The organism is Parabacteroides sp. PH5-46 (genome assembly GCF_029892785.1).
Classification (GTDB): Bacteria; Bacteroidota; Bacteroidia; order Bacteroidales; family Tannerellaceae; genus DFXE01.
On the sequence record NZ_JARXXA010000005.1, the window covers coordinates 217466 to 235982 of the forward strand.

General features: G+C 42.7%; 17 protein-coding genes and 2 pseudogenes. 10 read left to right on the forward strand and 9 right to left on the reverse strand.

Annotated features, from left to right (window positions below; genetic code table 11):
- Positions 1 to 7: 7 nt before the first annotated feature.
- Genes M2470_RS07290 through nrfH form a run of 7 tightly spaced genes read right to left on the reverse strand, consistent with a single transcriptional unit; the run spans position 8 to position 6902 of the window.
- A complete protein-coding gene (locus M2470_RS07290; RefSeq protein ID WP_280744381.1) occupies positions 8 to 889 on the reverse strand; it encodes an alpha/beta hydrolase in 882 nt (293 codons plus the stop codon).
- 51 nt (positions 890 to 940) lie between these two features.
- Positions 941 to 1618: a Crp/Fnr family transcriptional regulator gene (locus M2470_RS07295; RefSeq protein ID WP_280744382.1), complete on the reverse strand. Its 678-nt coding sequence runs from the start codon at positions 1616 to 1618 to the stop codon at positions 941 to 943.
- Between the two features lie 51 nt (positions 1619 to 1669).
- Positions 1670 to 2965, reverse strand: a complete 1296-nt coding sequence (locus M2470_RS07300) for an alginate export family protein (RefSeq protein WP_280744383.1) — start codon at positions 2963 to 2965, stop codon at positions 1670 to 1672.
- A gap of 30 nt (positions 2966 to 2995) precedes the next feature.
- On the reverse strand, positions 2996 to 3781 hold the full coding sequence (ccsA, locus tag M2470_RS07305) for a cytochrome c biogenesis protein CcsA (protein WP_280744384.1): 786 nt from the start codon (positions 3779 to 3781) through the stop codon (positions 2996 to 2998).
- A 1-nt stretch (position 3782) separates the two neighbouring features.
- Positions 3783 to 4805 (reverse strand): cytochrome c biogenesis protein ResB, encoded by a 1023-nt coding sequence (locus M2470_RS07310; RefSeq protein WP_280744385.1) that lies wholly within the window; start codon positions 4803 to 4805, stop codon positions 3783 to 3785.
- A 5-nt stretch (positions 4806 to 4810) separates the two neighbouring features.
- Entirely contained in the window at positions 4811 to 6295 is a 1485-nt protein-coding gene (gene nrfA, locus M2470_RS07315) for an ammonia-forming cytochrome c nitrite reductase (RefSeq protein ID WP_280744386.1), read from the reverse strand.
- Positions 6296 to 6317: 22 nt separating this feature from the next.
- A complete protein-coding gene (nrfH, locus tag M2470_RS07320; protein WP_280744387.1) occupies positions 6318 to 6902 on the reverse strand; it encodes a cytochrome c nitrite reductase small subunit in 585 nt (194 codons plus the stop codon).
- A 159-nt stretch (positions 6903 to 7061) separates the two neighbouring features.
- Between nrfH and M2470_RS07325 the strand changes: the two are divergent.
- The 9 genes and pseudogenes from M2470_RS07325 to M2470_RS07365 all read left to right on the forward strand — a co-directional run bounded on the left by M2470_RS07325 (position 7062) and on the right by M2470_RS07365 (position 13431).
- Positions 7062 to 7629 (forward strand): annotated as a pseudogene (locus tag M2470_RS07325) (ORF6N domain-containing protein).
- A 14-nt stretch (positions 7630 to 7643) separates the two neighbouring features.
- Positions 7644 to 8216, forward strand: coding sequence for an ORF6N domain-containing protein (locus tag M2470_RS07330; protein WP_280744388.1), 573 nt, complete (start codon positions 7644 to 7646; stop codon positions 8214 to 8216).
- 14 nt (positions 8217 to 8230) lie between these two features.
- A pseudogene (locus tag M2470_RS07335) lies at positions 8231 to 8802 on the forward strand (ORF6N domain-containing protein).
- Between the two features lie 232 nt (positions 8803 to 9034).
- Positions 9035 to 9532 (forward strand): YhcH/YjgK/YiaL family protein, encoded by a 498-nt coding sequence (locus M2470_RS07340; protein WP_280744389.1) that lies wholly within the window; start codon positions 9035 to 9037, stop codon positions 9530 to 9532.
- Positions 9533 to 9580: 48 nt separating this feature from the next.
- Positions 9581 to 9883, forward strand: a complete 303-nt coding sequence (locus M2470_RS07345; protein ID WP_280744390.1) for an STAS domain-containing protein — start codon at positions 9581 to 9583, stop codon at positions 9881 to 9883.
- Positions 9884 to 9930: 47 nt separating this feature from the next.
- A complete protein-coding gene (locus tag M2470_RS07350; RefSeq protein WP_280744391.1) occupies positions 9931 to 10311 on the forward strand; it encodes an ATP-binding protein in 381 nt (126 codons plus the stop codon).
- Positions 10312 to 10313: 2 nt separating this feature from the next.
- The gene (locus M2470_RS07355) at positions 10314 to 11432 is read left to right on the forward strand and encodes a HAMP domain-containing sensor histidine kinase (RefSeq protein ID WP_280744392.1); all 1119 of its coding nucleotides are present in this window, start codon (positions 10314 to 10316) and stop codon (positions 11430 to 11432) included.
- A complete protein-coding gene (locus tag M2470_RS07360) occupies positions 11425 to 12258 on the forward strand; it encodes a HAMP domain-containing sensor histidine kinase (protein WP_280744393.1) in 834 nt (277 codons plus the stop codon). The genes M2470_RS07355 and M2470_RS07360 overlap by 8 nt, the downstream gene beginning before the upstream one ends.
- Positions 12259 to 12270: 12 nt before the next feature.
- Complete coding sequence (locus tag M2470_RS07365) at positions 12271 to 13431, forward strand: SpoIIE family protein phosphatase (protein WP_280744394.1); 1161 nt, start codon at positions 12271 to 12273, stop codon at positions 13429 to 13431.
- Positions 13432 to 13540: 109 nt separating this feature from the next.
- Here the strand turns inward: M2470_RS07365 and M2470_RS07370 are convergent, their stop codons facing one another.
- Complete coding sequence (locus M2470_RS07370; protein WP_280744395.1) at positions 13541 to 14368, reverse strand: hypothetical protein; 828 nt, start codon at positions 14366 to 14368, stop codon at positions 13541 to 13543.
- A gap of 26 nt (positions 14369 to 14394) precedes the next feature.
- Complete coding sequence (locus M2470_RS07375; protein WP_280744396.1) at positions 14395 to 17307, reverse strand: ATP-binding cassette domain-containing protein; 2913 nt, start codon at positions 17305 to 17307, stop codon at positions 14395 to 14397.
- Positions 17308 to 17436: 129 nt separating this feature from the next.
- On the opposite strand from M2470_RS07375, the gene M2470_RS07380 reads away from it, so the two are divergent.
- Positions 17437 to 18513 (forward strand): site-2 protease family protein, encoded by a 1077-nt coding sequence (locus M2470_RS07380; RefSeq protein ID WP_280744397.1) that lies wholly within the window; start codon positions 17437 to 17439, stop codon positions 18511 to 18513.
- Positions 18514 to 18517: the final 4 nt, after the last annotated feature.

Sequence of the window (18517 nt, forward strand, 5' to 3'; positions counted from 1 at the left end):
GTAAGATTTATTCAATGACACCTATTTCGCGGAACCAGTCTTCGGCTCTTTCCGGCCACTCATTGACTGTAGCACCAGTATCCCGCAAGCCATATCCATGTCCTCCTTTGCTATATAGGTGCATCCAGGCAGATACCCCGGCCTCTTTTAAAGCATAATAATAGAATAAACTACTGTTTATGTATGATTTATCATCTTCCGTCTGAATAATCATGGTAGGCGGAGTTTGTGATGTAACCTTTAATTCCGGAGCAATCCCGAAGTTTTCACGATCCAGGTATGCGGGGTAAACCAACAGACAAAAGTCCGGACGACAACTTACTTTATCGGTAGCATCAATATAGGGATAGGTACGTTGTTGGAAATTATTACTAGCTGTTGCCGACAGATGTGCTCCGGCAGAAAAACCCATCACACCAATCCGCTCTTTATCGATACCCAAGTTGTCTGCATGGGCGCGAATATAGCCGATAGCTCTTTGCACATCTTGAAGAGGTGCTTCATGTTTTTCTTTACCTTCTCTGCGGGGAACACGATACTTTAATAAGACTGCTGTAATACCTATGCTATTGAGCCATTCGCACACCTCATCTCCTTCCAGATCATAGGCTAAAATATTGTAACCTCCACCAGGACAAACAATCATGGCAGTTCCTACAGCAATATCCTCAGGAGCTTGATATATGGTAACAGTTGGTTCACAAACATTTGAAATACGCAAAACTGGCTCTCCTCCGGTTTTTGCTCCGTCCGTATCTGCCTTTTCAATTAAATCAACTGTTTCTCCGGGAGCTCCTCCAGGGAATAATAACACAGGGCTATCTTGTGCCATAACAGTATATACCATACAAGCTGTTCCAACAACTAAAAGTATCCCTTTTTTGAACATAACATTGACTATTTAAGGTTAATTCATAATTACTCATTCCTCACTATATGGTTACAGCATACACGAAAGTGCATGCCGATCAAGAATCTTCACTTTTCTATTCGAGATACTGATTAGACCTTCTTCTACTAATTTTCGAATTTCTTTAGCCAATGCCGGACGGGTCACTCCGAAATACTCGGCCAGTTGCACCTGGTTATGCTCCAACTCTACAACATCAGTTCCCTCCTGTACATTATCAAAAAGGTAATAGATAAAACGGTTTCTGATACCACGGAAAGTAAGTACACGCAAACGTGTCATCGTGCATTTATTACAACTGGTACTTACACACAGGAAATTTTGAAGAAACAGCGGCATACTATTCATCAACGCAAAGACTGATTCTTTAGTAGCACGCAATAAAGTCACATCTTCTATTACCGTAAATGTAGCTGGAAAAAGATTTCGTTGAGCGAAAATGTGAGGAGTTGCAAACGTCCGGGGGGCTCTGATTGTTTCTACACGAACCTTTCCCCCGGAAACGTCAAGCACATCTACATATAGTTTACCCTTCAGCAAAATGTGGAGATAGTTACAGACAGTTCCCTGTCTGATTATCACTTCGCCTTTGCGGTAGTGGTCAATTCTGTATTCCAGGCGCTCCAGGACTTCTTCCTGCATTTTTCCGGTAAAATTACGAAACAGAGGAATCGTAAAAATATCCTTCAGCTCATCTAATTCTATCATTTTAACTGAAAAGTTTGAACTTCTACAAATGTAAAACTTTTCAGTTTAAAATCACCATTTCGAGAAAAATACTTTCGGGTTAATATTCAGCGATACCCAGCCCCAGTCTTGCCAACTGTCGGGATGTCCTCCCTTTACAGCTTGCATGGCATCTGTACCAAACATCATTGAATAACCGGCAGAAAGAGTTACATCTTTCATGATACTCCAGTTGAGCTGGAGGTCTATTTCCGAACCAAGCCCTTTGTCTTGTTCCTTATTATCTACATAAACATCTGCTGTTGTAAGGAAGTAGTGATAATTCAACAAGCAGGTTACTTTAGGGGATGCTTTATACGTTATCCCGATCTGGTTATCCCATAAGCCCGGATTCATCCCGTTAATAAATGGCGAAGCATAGAAATAGTCCATTGTTCCATAGAATTTATGATGCGTGCCATACAAGGGGTTAAATGCTTTATAATCGCCCGGATCCCCTTCGTCTCCGCTTAAATAGTCCGTTGCAACCATAAGTTTCCAAGTAGAATTTATCTGATAAGAGGCATTCAGGGCAAACATATAAGCAGAGACATCCTTGCTGGCAACGGTTTTGCCAAACTGGTAATAGAACGTTCCGTACAAGGAGAATGCGTTTGGCTGGTAAGAGATGTTCGTTCCTAAAGTTTGCAGATACTTGGTGTCAGACTTTTTCTCTTCGGTACTGCCAGCCTCCTGTCCGAGGTTCATCAACAGGAAGGAGGCATTGAATGCTTTACTTCCAATATGCTGATACCACAAGGTCTGCATATTTTTATACGGCTGAGCGCCGGGAGCATAATAGGTTCCTCCTATCGTCTTCTCGTCATTCTGGTTGAAAGCCAGTATCAGGTGTAGTTTGTTTTGCGGATTTTCATATCCCAGCTTTAGGGCATCATGAAAGCGCCCTGCTACGTTCCAATCTAAGCTACCCAGGATACGGTCGTCGTCGTACACCAGAGACTGACGTCCCAGTTTGGCGAAAAAGCCATTGCCCAAATCCAGGTTTGCCCAAGCCTCATTCAAGATGAAACGTCCGTTTTTATCAATCTGAGGGTCTTGTCCCCAAACTCCCACATGCTGAGCAGAAAGCCCCAACGATAGTTTGTCCCTTTTATAACTCATAGACATACGTGCCCGGTTATTGATAAACCCGACAGGCTCGGCACCCTCGGCGCGAGGATATAGTACACCGTTGCGGTATTCGGCACGCGGACGAATCTGCACACCTATAGTAAACTCATTTTCTTTTGAATCATTCGCTTCATTTCCTTCTGCAAAAGCGAAGTGACACATCAATAATCCCCAAAAAAACATCATCCATTTTTTCATAATATCATCTATTTAAGTAATTATTTATTGTTAGTTATATACATGTATGCTGCCTTGCGCTGACGGCAGGTAGTTGACGCCAAACCAGCAAATCTGCAGCAAAAGGAAAGAGAAAAGAATCAATCCCAGAGCTGTCCGATGGTTAGCCTGTCGGTATAAGCGGAAGTGGATATAAAGCAGGTAGCCCAGCCAGGTAGCCGCCGCCCAGGTTTCCTTGGGATCCCACGACCAGTAATGCCCCCAGGCTTCTTTGGCCCATAAGGCTCCGAACAGCATCCCTATTGTCAGAAAGGCTGTCCCAACATAAACCAGGTTATCACACAATGACATGATGGAGCGATCAATCGTTACTTTACGTTTGCTCACAAGTAAATAAAAAGCAATAATAGCCGAGGCTCCAAGCATGGCATACGCAAACATATAGACGATTACATGCGGAGCAAACCAAGGGCTTTGCAAAGCCGGCATCAAGGCTTTATTGTGTATTTCGGGCTTTAAAAGGTTGATACAGATAAAGACAAACGATAGTAAGGTACTGAAAGACAATATCCACTTATACCGCCAACGCACATACGTAATCAGTCCCGCTATCGGCAGGAAGAACGAATACCAAAGGCGCGTTTCGCCCATTGTACGCATAGGAGGCCTCTCCAGCGACATCCACATTCCAATGATGAAAGAAAAGAAAAGGAGTAATCCCGCGACAGTAAATGCAATAGCCTTCTTATAACCAGTTGCTTTATAAGCAAAATAAGCCCCTGCTATCCAGCACAGGACAGACGGTAATGCGATGTATATAAAATAATCCCAACTCATATCAATCTTTCTTTACAGGAGCAGAAACAAATAGATAAACAGCACCTGCCAGCATCATCAAAATCCCCAGATACACAGTAGGAAGCCAAGGATCTCTTACAAGTTCAAAGACGCTTGTACGACTCCATTTCCCCATGCGCTCGTCATAGCTCAACTGGTATATCTTCCATCCGGCCACTGACATCGGCTTATTCACTTCCAGCATGTATTCTCTTGTGTCTTTGTCTTTTGCGTAAACGATAATATCAGAGGCAAATCGTTTGGGTTCACGATCCGGCATAATCAGGCTTACCCTATCATCCAGCCGAAGCGCCACGTATTGAAACATAAAATTACCACAACTCACCCAGCCTTCGCGCCGAGTGTCATCTGTCATATTATGCGCTTTCACATATACGGCAGAGGTAGCTCCTTCAGAATGAAAAGCTTTGAACAGGACGGTATCTTTCGTTATCATGGCGGCAGCCGAAGGCAAGTAGTCGGTAACCTCTATCTCCCAGTCCAGCAAACGGCTTGTCAGCGGACAGTCTTCTACCAGCAAGTTCTGTGGTTGCTTCTCCGGCAAGACCTCTCCTGTGGTATTGTCTACAAGGAATAGCTTTGGCGGATACTCATCAATGGTAAACGATTTCAGCTCAATAGCTAAAGGAAGCTCCACCATCTCTCCCTTTTCATCCGTCACCCTCCATTCGGGAAAGTCCGTTGTTACAGTCATATGCAGGCGTTGCAGGTCTCCGTTTCCCAGCATGGCAGCCAATAACGCAATAAACAAACCCACGTGATTCAACATAAAACCAGTATCCCTTTTCCACCTAAAATGTTTGAGTCGGCGGAAAATAACCAATCCCAAAACAATCTGAAAATAGATGAATGACAAGACAAAGAGCCAGGAAGAAATACCGATCAGACCGAAACCCAACAGGATAACAAAAAACAATAATGAAGATAGCGCTGTAATAGCCGCTACCCGGCCGGAAAGCCATCTGGCTGCTACAGCAGCATATCCCCATAGTTGCTTCACCATATAAATCAACTTCTATCTACCAGACGGTTATTAGCCTTTGCTTGCTTCAGCCATTCCGGTACGATTGTATTTAAGAACTTTTCTTTCGCTGCTTTTTCGGCCGGAATATCCAAACCTATATACTTCTGAGCCTTCTCCTTTGTAGAGATATCAGGCATCGGCACATCAGCAGTATGGCCTAAGTTGGCTAAGACTTTCGAAATAGCCAGACGCGCTTGCAAGGCCTTATCTAGTCCACCACCTAAGATACGCTGGATTTCCTGCGGAGCATGGAACGAACCACCATGAGACGCCACCCCAAAGTCCCAACGCCATTGTGCCTGGCGAAGCAGCTTCAGTACATCCTTCATTTGTGTATCAGTGGCCCCTTTCTCCCAGGCAAAGGCAGCTTCTATGTGAGCTTTGGCCAATTCGTCTTCCAGACGGTTGCGTGTTTCGTTTGCTTTGATCTGGCGTTCATACACGTTGTTACGTAGGGTTTCTTCGCTCTCGCGGTGGCATACCTGACAGGTACGGTCTATCATATTCAGAGGGCTCTGGATATGATGGTCGCTATACTTGATTCCACCTTCGCTCTTATATGGCATGTGGCAATCAGCACAAGACACACCGCGTTGTCCGTGAATACCCATTTCGGCTATTTCCCAGTCAGGGTGTTGCGCTTTGATTATCGGCGTTTTGCTCAGTTTATGTGTATAGTCGGCAAACGCTATATTATCGTAATAAGCCTCCATGTTTTCAACCGTCAGCCCTTCATCCCAGGGGAAGGTTACATATTTGCCGTCTCCTTTAAAGTAATACTCCACGTGGCACTGGGCGCAGACTAAGGAACGCATCTCTTGTTGAGTAGCATTCTTAATGTCTTTCCCCTGACGCTCGAAAGCCTCTATTAAGGCGGGACGACTGATTTGCAGATTCATATTCTCCGGCTCGTGGCAATCGGCACAACCGATAGGGTTTACCACTTCTTTACCCATAGCCGCCCAGGTAGCCTTATAAAAGTTTTCTACCCCCACAGCTTGCATCATACGAGGCACATCCGGGCTTTTACATGTCCAACAACTGGCCGATTGAGGCCCTTCGGCATCTGTCATCGGAGAACCTGTCCGCAACGTATGCCACACATCTTCTATAGCGTGCATGTGTCCACGGGGAGAGATATAATCTTTAGAGAAAGCATATCCAGCCCACAAGATAACCATGTTGGGACGTTCTTCAAGTACATCCACCTGCTGGCTACCATTAAACATCGTTTTGGTATCCGACTGTTCGGTTTGTTTCCAGGTTTCATACTCTCTGGGATAGTTGTCGGCAAACACCTCGTTCTTTGCTTCAATGCCTGTTATCTCTACCTTCTTATTATTAAATACACTTGCTATTTCCGCCCTTCTTTCGGTAACAGAAGCAGCCAGCATACCCAGTACAAAAACAACAATGATTGTCCCCAGAAACAACAGCCAACCTTGCCATGATTTTAAATTCTTTTCCATATATGTATTGATTTTAAATTTGTTATTTTTTCTTCTTTAGCCAATCGGGAACATTGGTTTTAGGGTATGGGATAAGCGCCGACGGAGTAGACGACAAACTGTTCTTCCCTCCATGAGGTACCTCCCGATGGCAATCCCAACAAGCCTTACCTTCACCCATCTTCACATCATGATAGTCTACTTGTCCGGTTTTTACAAATTCCGTATTCAATTGTGTATGACAGCGAATACAGTTGTTCATGATTACTTCCGAACTTTCGTCAATGGCTTGCATCACCTGAGGCTCACCCCGCATGGTAAATACAGCCGCGTGCCGCAGACCATCTTTTCCTTTGAAAAACCATTTATTTACAAAGTTGTCTTGTGGCACATGACAATCATTACAAGTAGCATCTCGCCCATGCGAACTATGACTCCAAGTAGCATAGTAAGGAGCCATGATATGGCAATTCACACACGTAGCCGGTTCGTCGGAAAGGTAACTCCACGCCCTGGAAGCATACACAGTATAAGCCCCCAAGCCACAAGCAACTCCCAGCAGAACAATTGCCAGCAGTTTCCATTGCTTCGTAGGGAGGAGGATGTTTATGATTTCATGTATTCTCATAAATATTGCCGTTTAAGGATTATGGCACAAATATCAGGAATCAGAAAAGTATAAAATGTAATAATTATTACACTTCCTCTTTTTTCCTTAACAGAAAATCACCTTTCATAAAGGCACACTCTCTTAAAGGTGCTATATTTGCACCTCAAAACACTAACTATGGAATTACAGGTAATCCAAAACAAGATTTACGAAATTAGAAGTCAACGGGTGATGTTAGACTTCGACCTGGCCGAGATGTATCAAGTAGAAACAAGAGTTCTAAACCAAGCAGTTAAGCGAAATATGAAAAGGTTTCCATCTGATTTTATGTTTCAACTAACAAAGGATGAATGGAGCATCTTGAAGTCACAATTTTTGATTTCAAGATGGGGAGGTAGCCGTAAACTACCTTTTGCATTCACAGAGCAAGGACTTGCCATGCTTTTCCGGTGTTCTTAACTCTGATATTGCTATTCACGTAAACATCAATATTATGCGTGCCTTTGTTGCTGTCAGACAATTATTACATAACCCTCCTGCTGATAAATATTCGGAACTCCAAAAAGAAGTCAGAGAACTCAAGGAATACGTTGAAGAGGTATTTACCGACTACAACGATATAAACGAGGACACAAGGATGCAATTAGAACTTATCAACGAATCGCTGGCGGAACTTCAGGCGAAAAAGAAGTTGGATGAGAAGCCACGCAGACCAGTTGGGTTTGTCAAACCGGAAAACAGATGATAATCAAAAAAGCTATGGAATTACAGATTATACGAAACAAGATATATGAGATAAGAGGGCATAAGGTGATGCTAGACTTTGACCTGGCCGAGATGTACGGAATAGAGACAAGAGTGCTCAAGCAAGCTGTTAGGCGTAATCTTAAGAGATTTGAAGGTGACGATTTTATGTTTGAACTTACCAAGGAGGAACTTTCAACATCACAAATTGTGATCTTGAATAAAGGACGAGGGTATAACTTTAAATATGCCCCTTTTGCCTTCACGGAATTAGGCGTAGCGATGCTTTCCTCAGTTATCAATTCAGATACTGCCATTGAAATAAACAGGAGTATTATGCGTACCTTCGTGGCTCTGCGCCAACTCGTTTTTAATGCTCCGACAGATGAGGTAAAGGAACTCCAAAAAGAAGTCCGGGAACTCAAAGAATACGTTGAAGAGGTATTTACCGACTACAACGATATAAACGAAGACACTAGGATGCAATTAGAACTTATCAACGAATCAATGGCGGAGCTTCAAGCCAAAAAGAAGTTGGATGAGAGGCCGCGTAGACCTGTTGGGTTTGTTAAACCGGAAAACAGATAATAATCAAAAAAGCTATGGAATTACAGATTATACAAAACAAGATATATGAGATAAGAGGGCATAAAGTGATGCTAGACTTCGATCTGGCAGGCTTGTATGGCGTTGAGACACGAAGACTGAAAGAGCAGGTAAAACGTAACATAGAACGTTTTCCTGCAGACTTCATGTTCCAACTTACTAAAATAGAATGGAACGGGCTTATCGCAAATTGCGACAACCTTCCCGAAAATGCTAAGTACAGCCCTGCCACACCTTTTGCTTTTACCCAGGAAGGCGTAGCCATGTTGTCCGGAGTCTTACGTTCGCCAAAGCTGTACAGATCAACATCAGTATCATGCGTGCTTTTGTCGCTATTCGTCAGCTATTAACTAACCCACCCATCGACAGGATTGCAGAACTACAAAAAGAAGTTCGGGAACTCAAAGAATACGTTGAAGAAGTATTTACCGACTACAACGATATAAACGAGGACACAAGGATGCAATTAGAACTTATCAATGAATCGCTGGCGGAGCTTCAAGCCAAAAAGAAGCTGGATGAGAGGCCGCGTAGGCCGATTGGGTTTGTTAAACCTAAAGATGCGTGAATAGCATTTTATACCATTATATATCAAATCATTAAAGCATAGCAAAAAATCGCATGCGTACTTCTTGAAAATTGCAGCCATGCGTTTTTGAAATTGCATGCATGCGTTTGGAAAAACGCACGTATGCGATTTTTACGTCATGCAATATATTGTTATATTTGGTTGAAACTTAAAGTGGCTTAAAATAAAAAAACTATTTTTGACACCTGAAAACTACTAATAGCATAATATCATGAAAGAAGATTGGAACAACTTAGCTTGTAAACCGGATGCCAGTATTAATCAGCAACAGTTTGAAGTACAAATAGCAAAGAATAGAGGAGCCTGGCAGGTAGCGCTCGATTTTATTAAAAAAGGAGGTTTGGAGCAGTTGGAGAATGGGCGTTACGACTTGTCGGACGGTACCTATGTTGCCGTTTCCGAATATGAAACAAAGGATCCGGAAGTAGCCAGATATGAGGTTCACCGCAAGTACATAGACATTCAATACGTAGCTAATGGTGAAGAGTTTATTGAGCTGTTACCTCTGAGTTTATTTAAGGAAGAACAGCAGTACAATGCAGAAAAAGATATCATTTTCTTTAACGAAAATCCCAAGGGAGAAAAGCTATATGCCGACAAAAACCACTTCTTTATTTTCTTCCCGGACGAGGCTCACAAACCCGGTTTACAGACAGAGATAAAAGGAAAAGTCAAAAAAATAGTCATAAAGATACCCTTTATTGGCTAATCGTTCCGTTTTATTCTTATTTTTGTTATTTACAAACCATACATGTAAATGAAAATAACAATTGAAAAAGGAGAAGATCTGGTAATCCGTCTTTCCGGCCAATTAGATACACTTGCCGCCACAGAGTTTGAAAAGGAAATAAAGGAAGTGTTGAAAAGTGATTCCAACCATATTATACTGAACGGAGAAGAACTAACCTATGTTAGTAGCGCCGGACTCAGACTGCTTCTTACCTTGCAGAAAGGAATGAAAACCAAAGGAGGGACGTTGCGCCTGAAGAATATCCGCCGAGAAATCATGGAGATTTTTAACATTACCGGCTTTTCTTCTATACTGACTATCGAACAATAAGTGATCCGCTCCGGTATATGGTTAAATCAATGTATATCAAAAACGAAATGGATCAGATTCATGTCCTGAACCATTTCATTGAAGAATCGATGACTGACTTCGGCCTGAATGAGACCACCTCTATGAATATAAAGCTGGCTCTTGAAGAAGCTGTTGTCAACATTATTTCGTATGCCTATCCCGGAGAGAAAAACAAGAAAATCCATATCCGGCTGGAGTATGACAACAACCGGCTGACGATTGTAGTGACCGACACCGGTGTCCCTTTCGACCCGACAGAGATGAAAGAACCGGATATTTCGTCGCCACTTGAAGAACGGCCCATCGGAGGACTGGGTACGTACCTTGTCAAACAACTGATGACGGAGGTTTGCTACCAACGTACCGACAACAAAAACATATTAACCCTGATAAAAGAGATTCACTAATTATGCCGGACTTCAACATCAAAGACATAGAAAAGTTAAAGCTAAAGATACAGCTTATAGAAAAAACCTTCATAGGCTGTGTCATATTAGTGATACTCTCTCTCTATTATGATTGGGACGCAGTAACAGGTATATCGGTTGTTGCTCTGATCATTATCCAGATTATCAAGTCAAGGCTGAGTAAACAGCTGAAACAAAAAGAATATCTGGCAAAAATAGTAGAAGAACGAACCATCGAACTCCGGGTACAGCGTGACCAAGTACTAAAAGAATCGGAACAGCTGTCTAAGACGCTGGCAGCTCTTGCCGAGGCACAAGACGAACTGGTTCGTAAAGAACGCCTGGCTACCGTTGGGCAACTATCCAAAGGTTTGGTAGACAGAATTCTGAACCCGCTGAATTACATCAACAATTTTGCCTCGCTGTCAGTAGAACTGGCTAACGACCTGAGGAAGAACATTCAGAACGGAGAAACAGCGATGAATAAAGAGCTGTATGCCGATACTACCGAAATTCTGAACATGATAACCAGCAACCTGAACAAGATAACCGAACATGGCGTTAATACCGTACGGATCGTAAAAGCGATGGAAGAGTTGCTAAAGGATCAGAAACTTAAAATGGCATCTGCCGACATCAACAACCTGTGCAAAGTAAATATAGATGTTATAACCAAACTGTTTGCCAAAGAAATTGAAGAGAAAAACATCGACATATCATTCCAGGGACTGACGCTCTCATTGATGATCGATATGAATATCGAACAGATGAGTAAAATGTTCCTTAATGTAATGAAGAACAGCATTTATGCCATTCTTAAGAAAGCAGAAAAACAAACCTTCGAGCCCAAGATTATTGTCAAGCTGGAGAAAGAAGGATCCCAGATTATCATCAGTATACAAGACAATGGCATCGGTATTGAAGACAGTATAAAAGACAAGGTATTTGAACCCTTCTTCACGACCAAACCTACAGCCGAAGCCTCCGGTATAGGGCTGTATGTAAGCCGCGAAGTAGTACTTAGTCATAAAGGTAGCATCGCTGTAAAAAGCGAAAAAAATAAATATACGGAATTTACCATCACAGTTCCCATTCATCAAAACATAGAACCTAATGAGTGATTTGAACAAGCAAATAGAATATTTGAAAAAACAGATCAGCAATCAAGATCGCTTATCTTCACTTGGAATGCTCAGCGCCGGGATTGCACATGAAATACAGAATCCTTTGAATTTCGTGATCAACTTCAGCAAGTTGTCGCTTAAGCTATTGCAGGACATGGAAGAGATACTGTCTGAAGTAAACTACCAACTGCCGGAAGACGTAAAAGAGGAGATACAGGATATCATGTCTGATTTGAAAGGTAATATGAACAAAATAGAGGAAAACGGCAACCGGGCATCCAATACGGTACGGGGAGTACTTCTCTATTCCAGAGGGAAAGATGATGAATATATGCCTACCGACCTGAAGCAACTGCTTCACGAATATATCTGGCTATCCTATCATGCTATCAGAGCCAACAATAAAAGCTTCAATGCTTCGATAAAAGAAGAGTACGGTGAGGATGTACCCGAACTAAATATCATTCCGCAAGATCTGAGCCGTGTGATTATCAATATTATGAACAATGCCTGTTATGCCGTATTCAGCAAGGCAAAAGAGGCGTCCGACCAGCCGTACAGCCCAACTATTACCGTCAGCCTGAAAAAGGAAGACGAGTGGGTAAAACTGATTATAGAAGACAATGGTACAGGTATGTCGGATGAAGTAAGCGGGCAACTGTTTACACCCTTTTTTACAACAAAGCCGGTAGGTGAAGGAACCGGACTGGGTTTATCTATCAGTAAATCCATTATAGAAAGTAAGCATAACGGAAAAATTGAGGTAGAAACAAAAGTGAATGAATTTACCCGCTTTATTATTTCCCTTCCCATTGAAAAATAAAAGAAAAGAACTATGCCTGTGAGAATTTTAAGTGTAGACGACGAGCAAGACCTGGAGATATTACTGACACAGTATTTTCGGAGGAAAATAAAGAAAGGCGAATATGAGTTCTCTTTTGCCCACAATGGAGTGGAAGCCTTGCAGATGATACTCACCCAGCCCTACGATATTATACTGAGCGACATTAATATGCCGGAAATGGACGGACTTACCCTCCTGACCAAAATAAACGAAATGCGCAATCCGGCCCTGAAATGCATCATGGTTTCAGCCTATGGCGACATGGAGAATATCCGCACCGCCATGAACCGGGGAGCATTTGACTTTACCACCAAGCCTATCAACCTGGAAGATATGGAACTTACCATCGAAAAGGCTATAGAGCAGATCCGGTTTGTAAAGAATGCCCAGCACGAACATACGCAGCTTAAGTCTATCCAGTCCGACCTGAAAGTAGCGAAAGAAATACAGGAGACTATTCTTCCCAAGACGTTTCCTCCTTTCCCCGAATGGAAATCCTTCGACATTTATGCTTCCATGCAAGCTGCAGCCTATGTAGGAGGGGATTTTTATGATTTCTTCAAAATAGACAATGACCGACTGGGATTTGTAGTTGCCGACGTATCCGGAAAGGGTATCCCGGCTGCTATCTTCATGGCCATAAGCCGTACGGTTATACGTGCCATCGCTGTTACAGAAAACTCTGCAGCTCAATGCATGAAGCGCTCCAACAGCATCCTTTGTCAGGAGAGTGTAAATGACATGTTTGTTACCGTATTTTATGGTATTCTGAACATAAACAGTGGCTTGGTTACGTATTGCAATGCCGGGCATAACCCTCCTATTCTGATCAAACAAAACGGAGATACATCCTATATCCCCCTGACAAATGATATGATTCTCGGCGCCATTCCGGAAGCCGAATATCATGAAAAAGAACTAAAACTGGAACCCGGAGACAATCTATTCCTGTATACCGACGGCATTACAGAAGCCATGAACAGAGAACATGAGCTATACGGAGAAGAACGTTTGTTGGAAAATTGTAAACACCTGGCAGGAAGTTCAGCCATGGAAGCAATCAACAAAATAACAGAAACCGTAGGCGACTTCACTATAGGAGCCGTACAATCCGACGACATTACGCTTTTATCATTAGTCTTTAATGGCTAATGTAAAAGAATTGAAAATGGAAAGTTGAAAATTGAAAACGGGTTTGCAACAACTCTTTTTCAATTTTCAACTTTCCATTTTTAATTCTTTTATTAAAGTAAGTCGAGGCTTACTTTAATAAATTATCGCGTACGCTTATGATTTCTGCGTTTGCAGTTCTTGCTGTTTGGATAGAGGTTACTTTTTCTTTCAATGGGTTGATTGTTGCGCCCAGTTCTTTCAGGTCTGGATAATAGGCAGCTAAGTCTGCTGTTACTTCGCTCAGGGTGTCTAAGCGTTTCATCATATTATCGGAAAGACCAGCTGATGTAGCATCTCCTTTAACCACTAATGAGGGGTTGGCATATACACAAGCTGATTCTGCAGCGATACCGCTTAACATTTCAATCTGCACATCAATCTTGTCGTTATTGATCATTTCCTGCAATACTTTGTCTTCCTGAGATTGGATGAATTTGGCAAAGTCTTCTTTGGAAGCATTCTGTGGAGCCGATTCTTTCAGGATATTCATAACGAAAGTAATATTCAGGTCTGAAGTCAGTTTCGCCAATACTCCTTCCAACTCAGCTGTTGGCTGACCCATGGCTTTCTTCACGTTGTAATCGGTAAAATACATACCGCAGGCACGTGCTTTCTGAGAAGCAGAATTCAATTCGGAAGCTTTGGCAACCGGAAGCATATAACCCAGATCACCTACGCTGATTGTTACCTCGCTGGTAGCAACACGATAAGGTATTTCGGAAGATGGCATATCCTTCAACAGGAGAACCGTTTCCGTTTTAACTTCTTCTGTCAATAAGCTCTTAGGCATATTCCCTGCTATAACAGCAGCCTCTTCAGTTTTAGCTTCATCTTCTTTGGCTTTCTTGCCTCCGCAAGAGACCAGACAGAACACAAATGCAGTCAGGGTCATCAGACTGATAATACTTTTTTTCATAATGATCAATTTAATAATGTATGTTTTTAATATTCATTTCTTTGCTTGAAATACCTTCCCGGAAACTCTGCGAATATAGCTATTATAGCCAAAACAGCAAAGAAACCAAGCATCAATATATTAAAATTATAGGTGGAAATCGTGTAGTTACCTATCCTTTTTTTATGACTGTAGAAAGGTGTCCGCCCATATGGATTTTCCGGTTCCAGATAGACAAATCCTACTTTCGGGTAGATGCGATTATTCACTTCCTTGTAGAAACGGTTTGTCTTAGCTCCGAGCACCAAATCTTCTATAGCCTGATTGTGATGGACTTTTTTCTGCTCGTTCAACCATTCGGCTCCTTTTTCTTTGATCACTCCCTGCATCGTCTGCTCCAGGTAAGCCGTAAAATTATGTGCCCTGCGGTTCAGGGCAGAGTCTATCTTTTCCAGACAGCTGCTGTAATGCTCATCCTCCCAGGATAGATTCAGGCGAGCCGCCTTACTCAATACCGGCAGCTCATTCTCTATGGTTTGCTGCAAAGAATTGTCGCCGTCTTCATACCGCTCTACCAGGCTACGAACCCGTTCCAGATGGATATCTTTGTAGTATTGGGCCAGGAACTTCTCCTTTTCCAGAGGAAAAAATGTTTCGTTATACGTATTGTCCCGATATTGCTCTACCATTAAGGCTTCAAATGCCCAACGCGAAGGGATCATCTCCCCAATCAGCGGAACTACATTCCGGTCGGAAGCTCCGGTATTCAAGTCGTCAAACTGGATTACAACTCCACAAAGCAGTATCTGAGGAATAAGCAACAAAGGAATCGTTATATAAATGGAAACAATAGAGTTGAGCGTTTGAGACAGCCATAAGCCTGTAAGATTGGCCAGAAAAGCAGTAGCCCACAAAATGCTCCACCAAATAAAGAACATACCAAATCCCACACCGATTATAGCATTGCCAACCAAGATAAACAAAGCGGTTTGTATGCCCGACAAGACGAATAAATAAAACATCTTTGAGGTTAGATAGCTACTACGATGTAGCCTCAAAAAACGTTCTCGCTTCAGGATGGTCCGGTCTTTTATAATCTCTTCGGCACTGATGCTCAATCCTATGAATATAACAACAATAACAGACATAAATATGTAGGAAACAAAGTTCTTATTCCCCAGCAAAGTATATCCGCCTTCGTCAGCAAATTTTGTCAGTAAGGCAACGATCAACGCCAGCAAAGGAGCTTCCAGTAAGGCTATCGTAAGGTATTGGCGGTTTATTATTTTCGTACGCATATTCCGTTCGAGAAATATAAGGAATTGCTTAAACCAGGAGGGCTTCTGCTGCTTACTTTTAGGCAGGTTGCTCCTCTTTACCTCGCCAAATGCCGGACGCATATCCAGGTATTTCTTATGCCATTCGCGCGGAGTAAATTTGCGGTAGCTGGTTTGATTTCCCGAATCGTCTATCTTCTTGGAATCAATGATATTAAGTATCAGTTCCGGATTTACGTTTCCGCAGGTACTACATACGCTGATATCCTGGTCGGTATATTTTGCGGCATGCTTAAAGTAGGTAATGGCTTCAATCGGGTTGCCGTCGTAGATGGGATAGCCCCCTTTGTCCAGTAGCCAAAGCCTGTCAAACAGTTTGTATATCTCAGAAGAAGGCTGATGGATATTAACAACAATAAGCCGTCCCCGGTGCGTTTGCTCTTTCAGCAACATCATTACCTTTTCCGAATCGGAAGAAGACAGACCCGAAGTAGGTTCGTCCAGATATAGGATTGCCGGTTCACGAAGCAGTTCCAATGCGATGTTCAGACGTTTTCGTTGTCCTCCACTGATTGTTTTCCGGAGAGGTGAACCCACCTGCAAATCACGGATTTCCGTCAGATCCAGATCCATCAACACATCATTGACACGATCTTCCAGCTCTTTTTCCGAGAGTTTATCGAAGCAAAAACGGGCTGTAAAAAGAAGATTCTGATAAACCGTCAGTTCCTCTATAAGTAAGTCGTCCTGAGGCACAAAACCTATTAATTGACGGGCTTGTGGCGAATCTACTTCATATCCGTTTATAGTGATACTCCCTGTGTCGGGATGGATATTTCCGTTCATCAGTCCCAGCAAGGTAGACTTCCCTACCCCACTGCCTCCCATGATGGCAACCAGCTGTCCCGATTCAAGATCGAAGGATAAATTGTGTAAGCCACTCCGGCTGTTTTTGAAGGAAAAATCAATATCCCTTCCGGCAAGACGAACGATTTCCTTTCGCTTATTCTTGTTGAATACCGCCTGCAGGTCGCTGTAATAAACCGGCAGGAAAAGCGGGCCCCGCACAACACTGCTATGCTGCCAGGTATAAAAAATATCGGAAGAGACCGGAATATCGTTCATAAACACCAGTCCAATCCCGTGATAGCTATATATATACCGGTCGAACCGATTGATAAACCATACGCGTATAGAGCCTTCCATTCCCTCGCGGACAATGTGGTTTTCATCTTCTTTTTTCCGGTTGCTGATAGTCAGAACAGCCGGCGAAGGCGCACCGATAATGAAGGCCAGTATATTGTCGAACTCATCCTGGGATACACTGAATATATCAGCCACGATGTGAAACATCTTCAGATGCTTATCCAGCTCATCACTATTGTTGTAGGCAAACTCTACAAAGCGCACCAGGAGCAAGAGTTGTTCCTCTGTTGTCAGCTGAATCTTCATCTGCGTACAGATCGTACGAATCACATTCTCCTTATCAATAAGGAAATCAGGATCATCGTACATGCCCCGCAGTTCGTTGTAAAGCTCTATGTATTCTTCATGCGAACGAACGCCAAAATGACTGGAAAGATAGGAATGAACGGCTCTGACAGCCTGTCTGTTCTCGATCTTCACAATAGATGCAAATACCGCAAACAAGTTCAATAGGCCATTTAAAATACTTTCGTTCATTATCAATTATTGGTAAGATCGTTGCACGTGTATGCAAAAGTAAACCGAAATCAAAAACAAAATACTTTTTGGAGGCATTATTTATGCAATAAGTGATATTTTTGCATCACATCTGTAATCTCAAACCTAATGAAACAAAAAATCTACTCTGCTATTGTATTTCTTTTTTTGTTCGTATTTGCCTTTTGCATAGGGCTTCAGATAGGCCCCAGACTATCCGGTACAGCCTTTATCATATTGCTGCTTGGCATACCTGTATGGCTCATCCTAATTGTAAACCTGCATGAAATCGGACACTTGCTATTCGGGCGCATCAGCGGATATGGCTTTATGGCTTACAAAGTAGGGCCCGTTACCCTTAAACGGGAAAATGACAAATATGTAATACGTAAGGAGAAAATGAGTGGATTTGCCGGATATTGCATGATGACACCCCCAAAAACAGAAGTGGCGCAATGGAAGAACCTATTATACTACGGAGGAGGCATCATCATCAATTTGCTGACCGGAGGTATCGCTATACTGATGGCTCTGTTTATCCCCGGCATGCATGATAATATCTTACTGTTACTCTGGCTCTTTGCCTTTTTATCTCTTGGGCTTGGCCTTATCAACCTGTTACCTGCCGTGTCAGGCAACAACCCCAACGATGGCATGATCATTTTCAGCATCCTGCAAAAGAACAAATTAGCAACTGACTTTATCCGGATAAACCAGCTATCATCCAAACTTTTAGCAGGCATTCGTCCACGCGACATAACAGAATTAGGAGATATGCCCAAGACCTCAGAAGAAATGGAAGGCCTTAGTGTCTACCTCTTACTCTACCATCTATTCAACGCCTACGACTCTGACAATCAAGAGAAAATAGACACTTGCGCACAACTTTTTGAAAACAACCTGCACAAGATACCAACAGCCATCGAACCACCTGTCTTCTACGAACTTTGCTTCATATACAGCCTGAAAGGAAACCCGGAAAAAGCAACCGAATACTACAATCGCGCAAAAAACATATTAGAGAAAGACAACGATCTGAACGGCAACAGAGTAAAAGCCTACTACGCCTGGTACATAAAGAACGACCCCGAAACAGCCCGAATGTACTGTGAGCGCGCCCTCTCAGTAGTAGACAAATACCCCCTCCCCGGCCAGCGCCCCATGGAACTCGACTTCCTGCATAAGCTACAAGCGCAATTACAATAAGAAT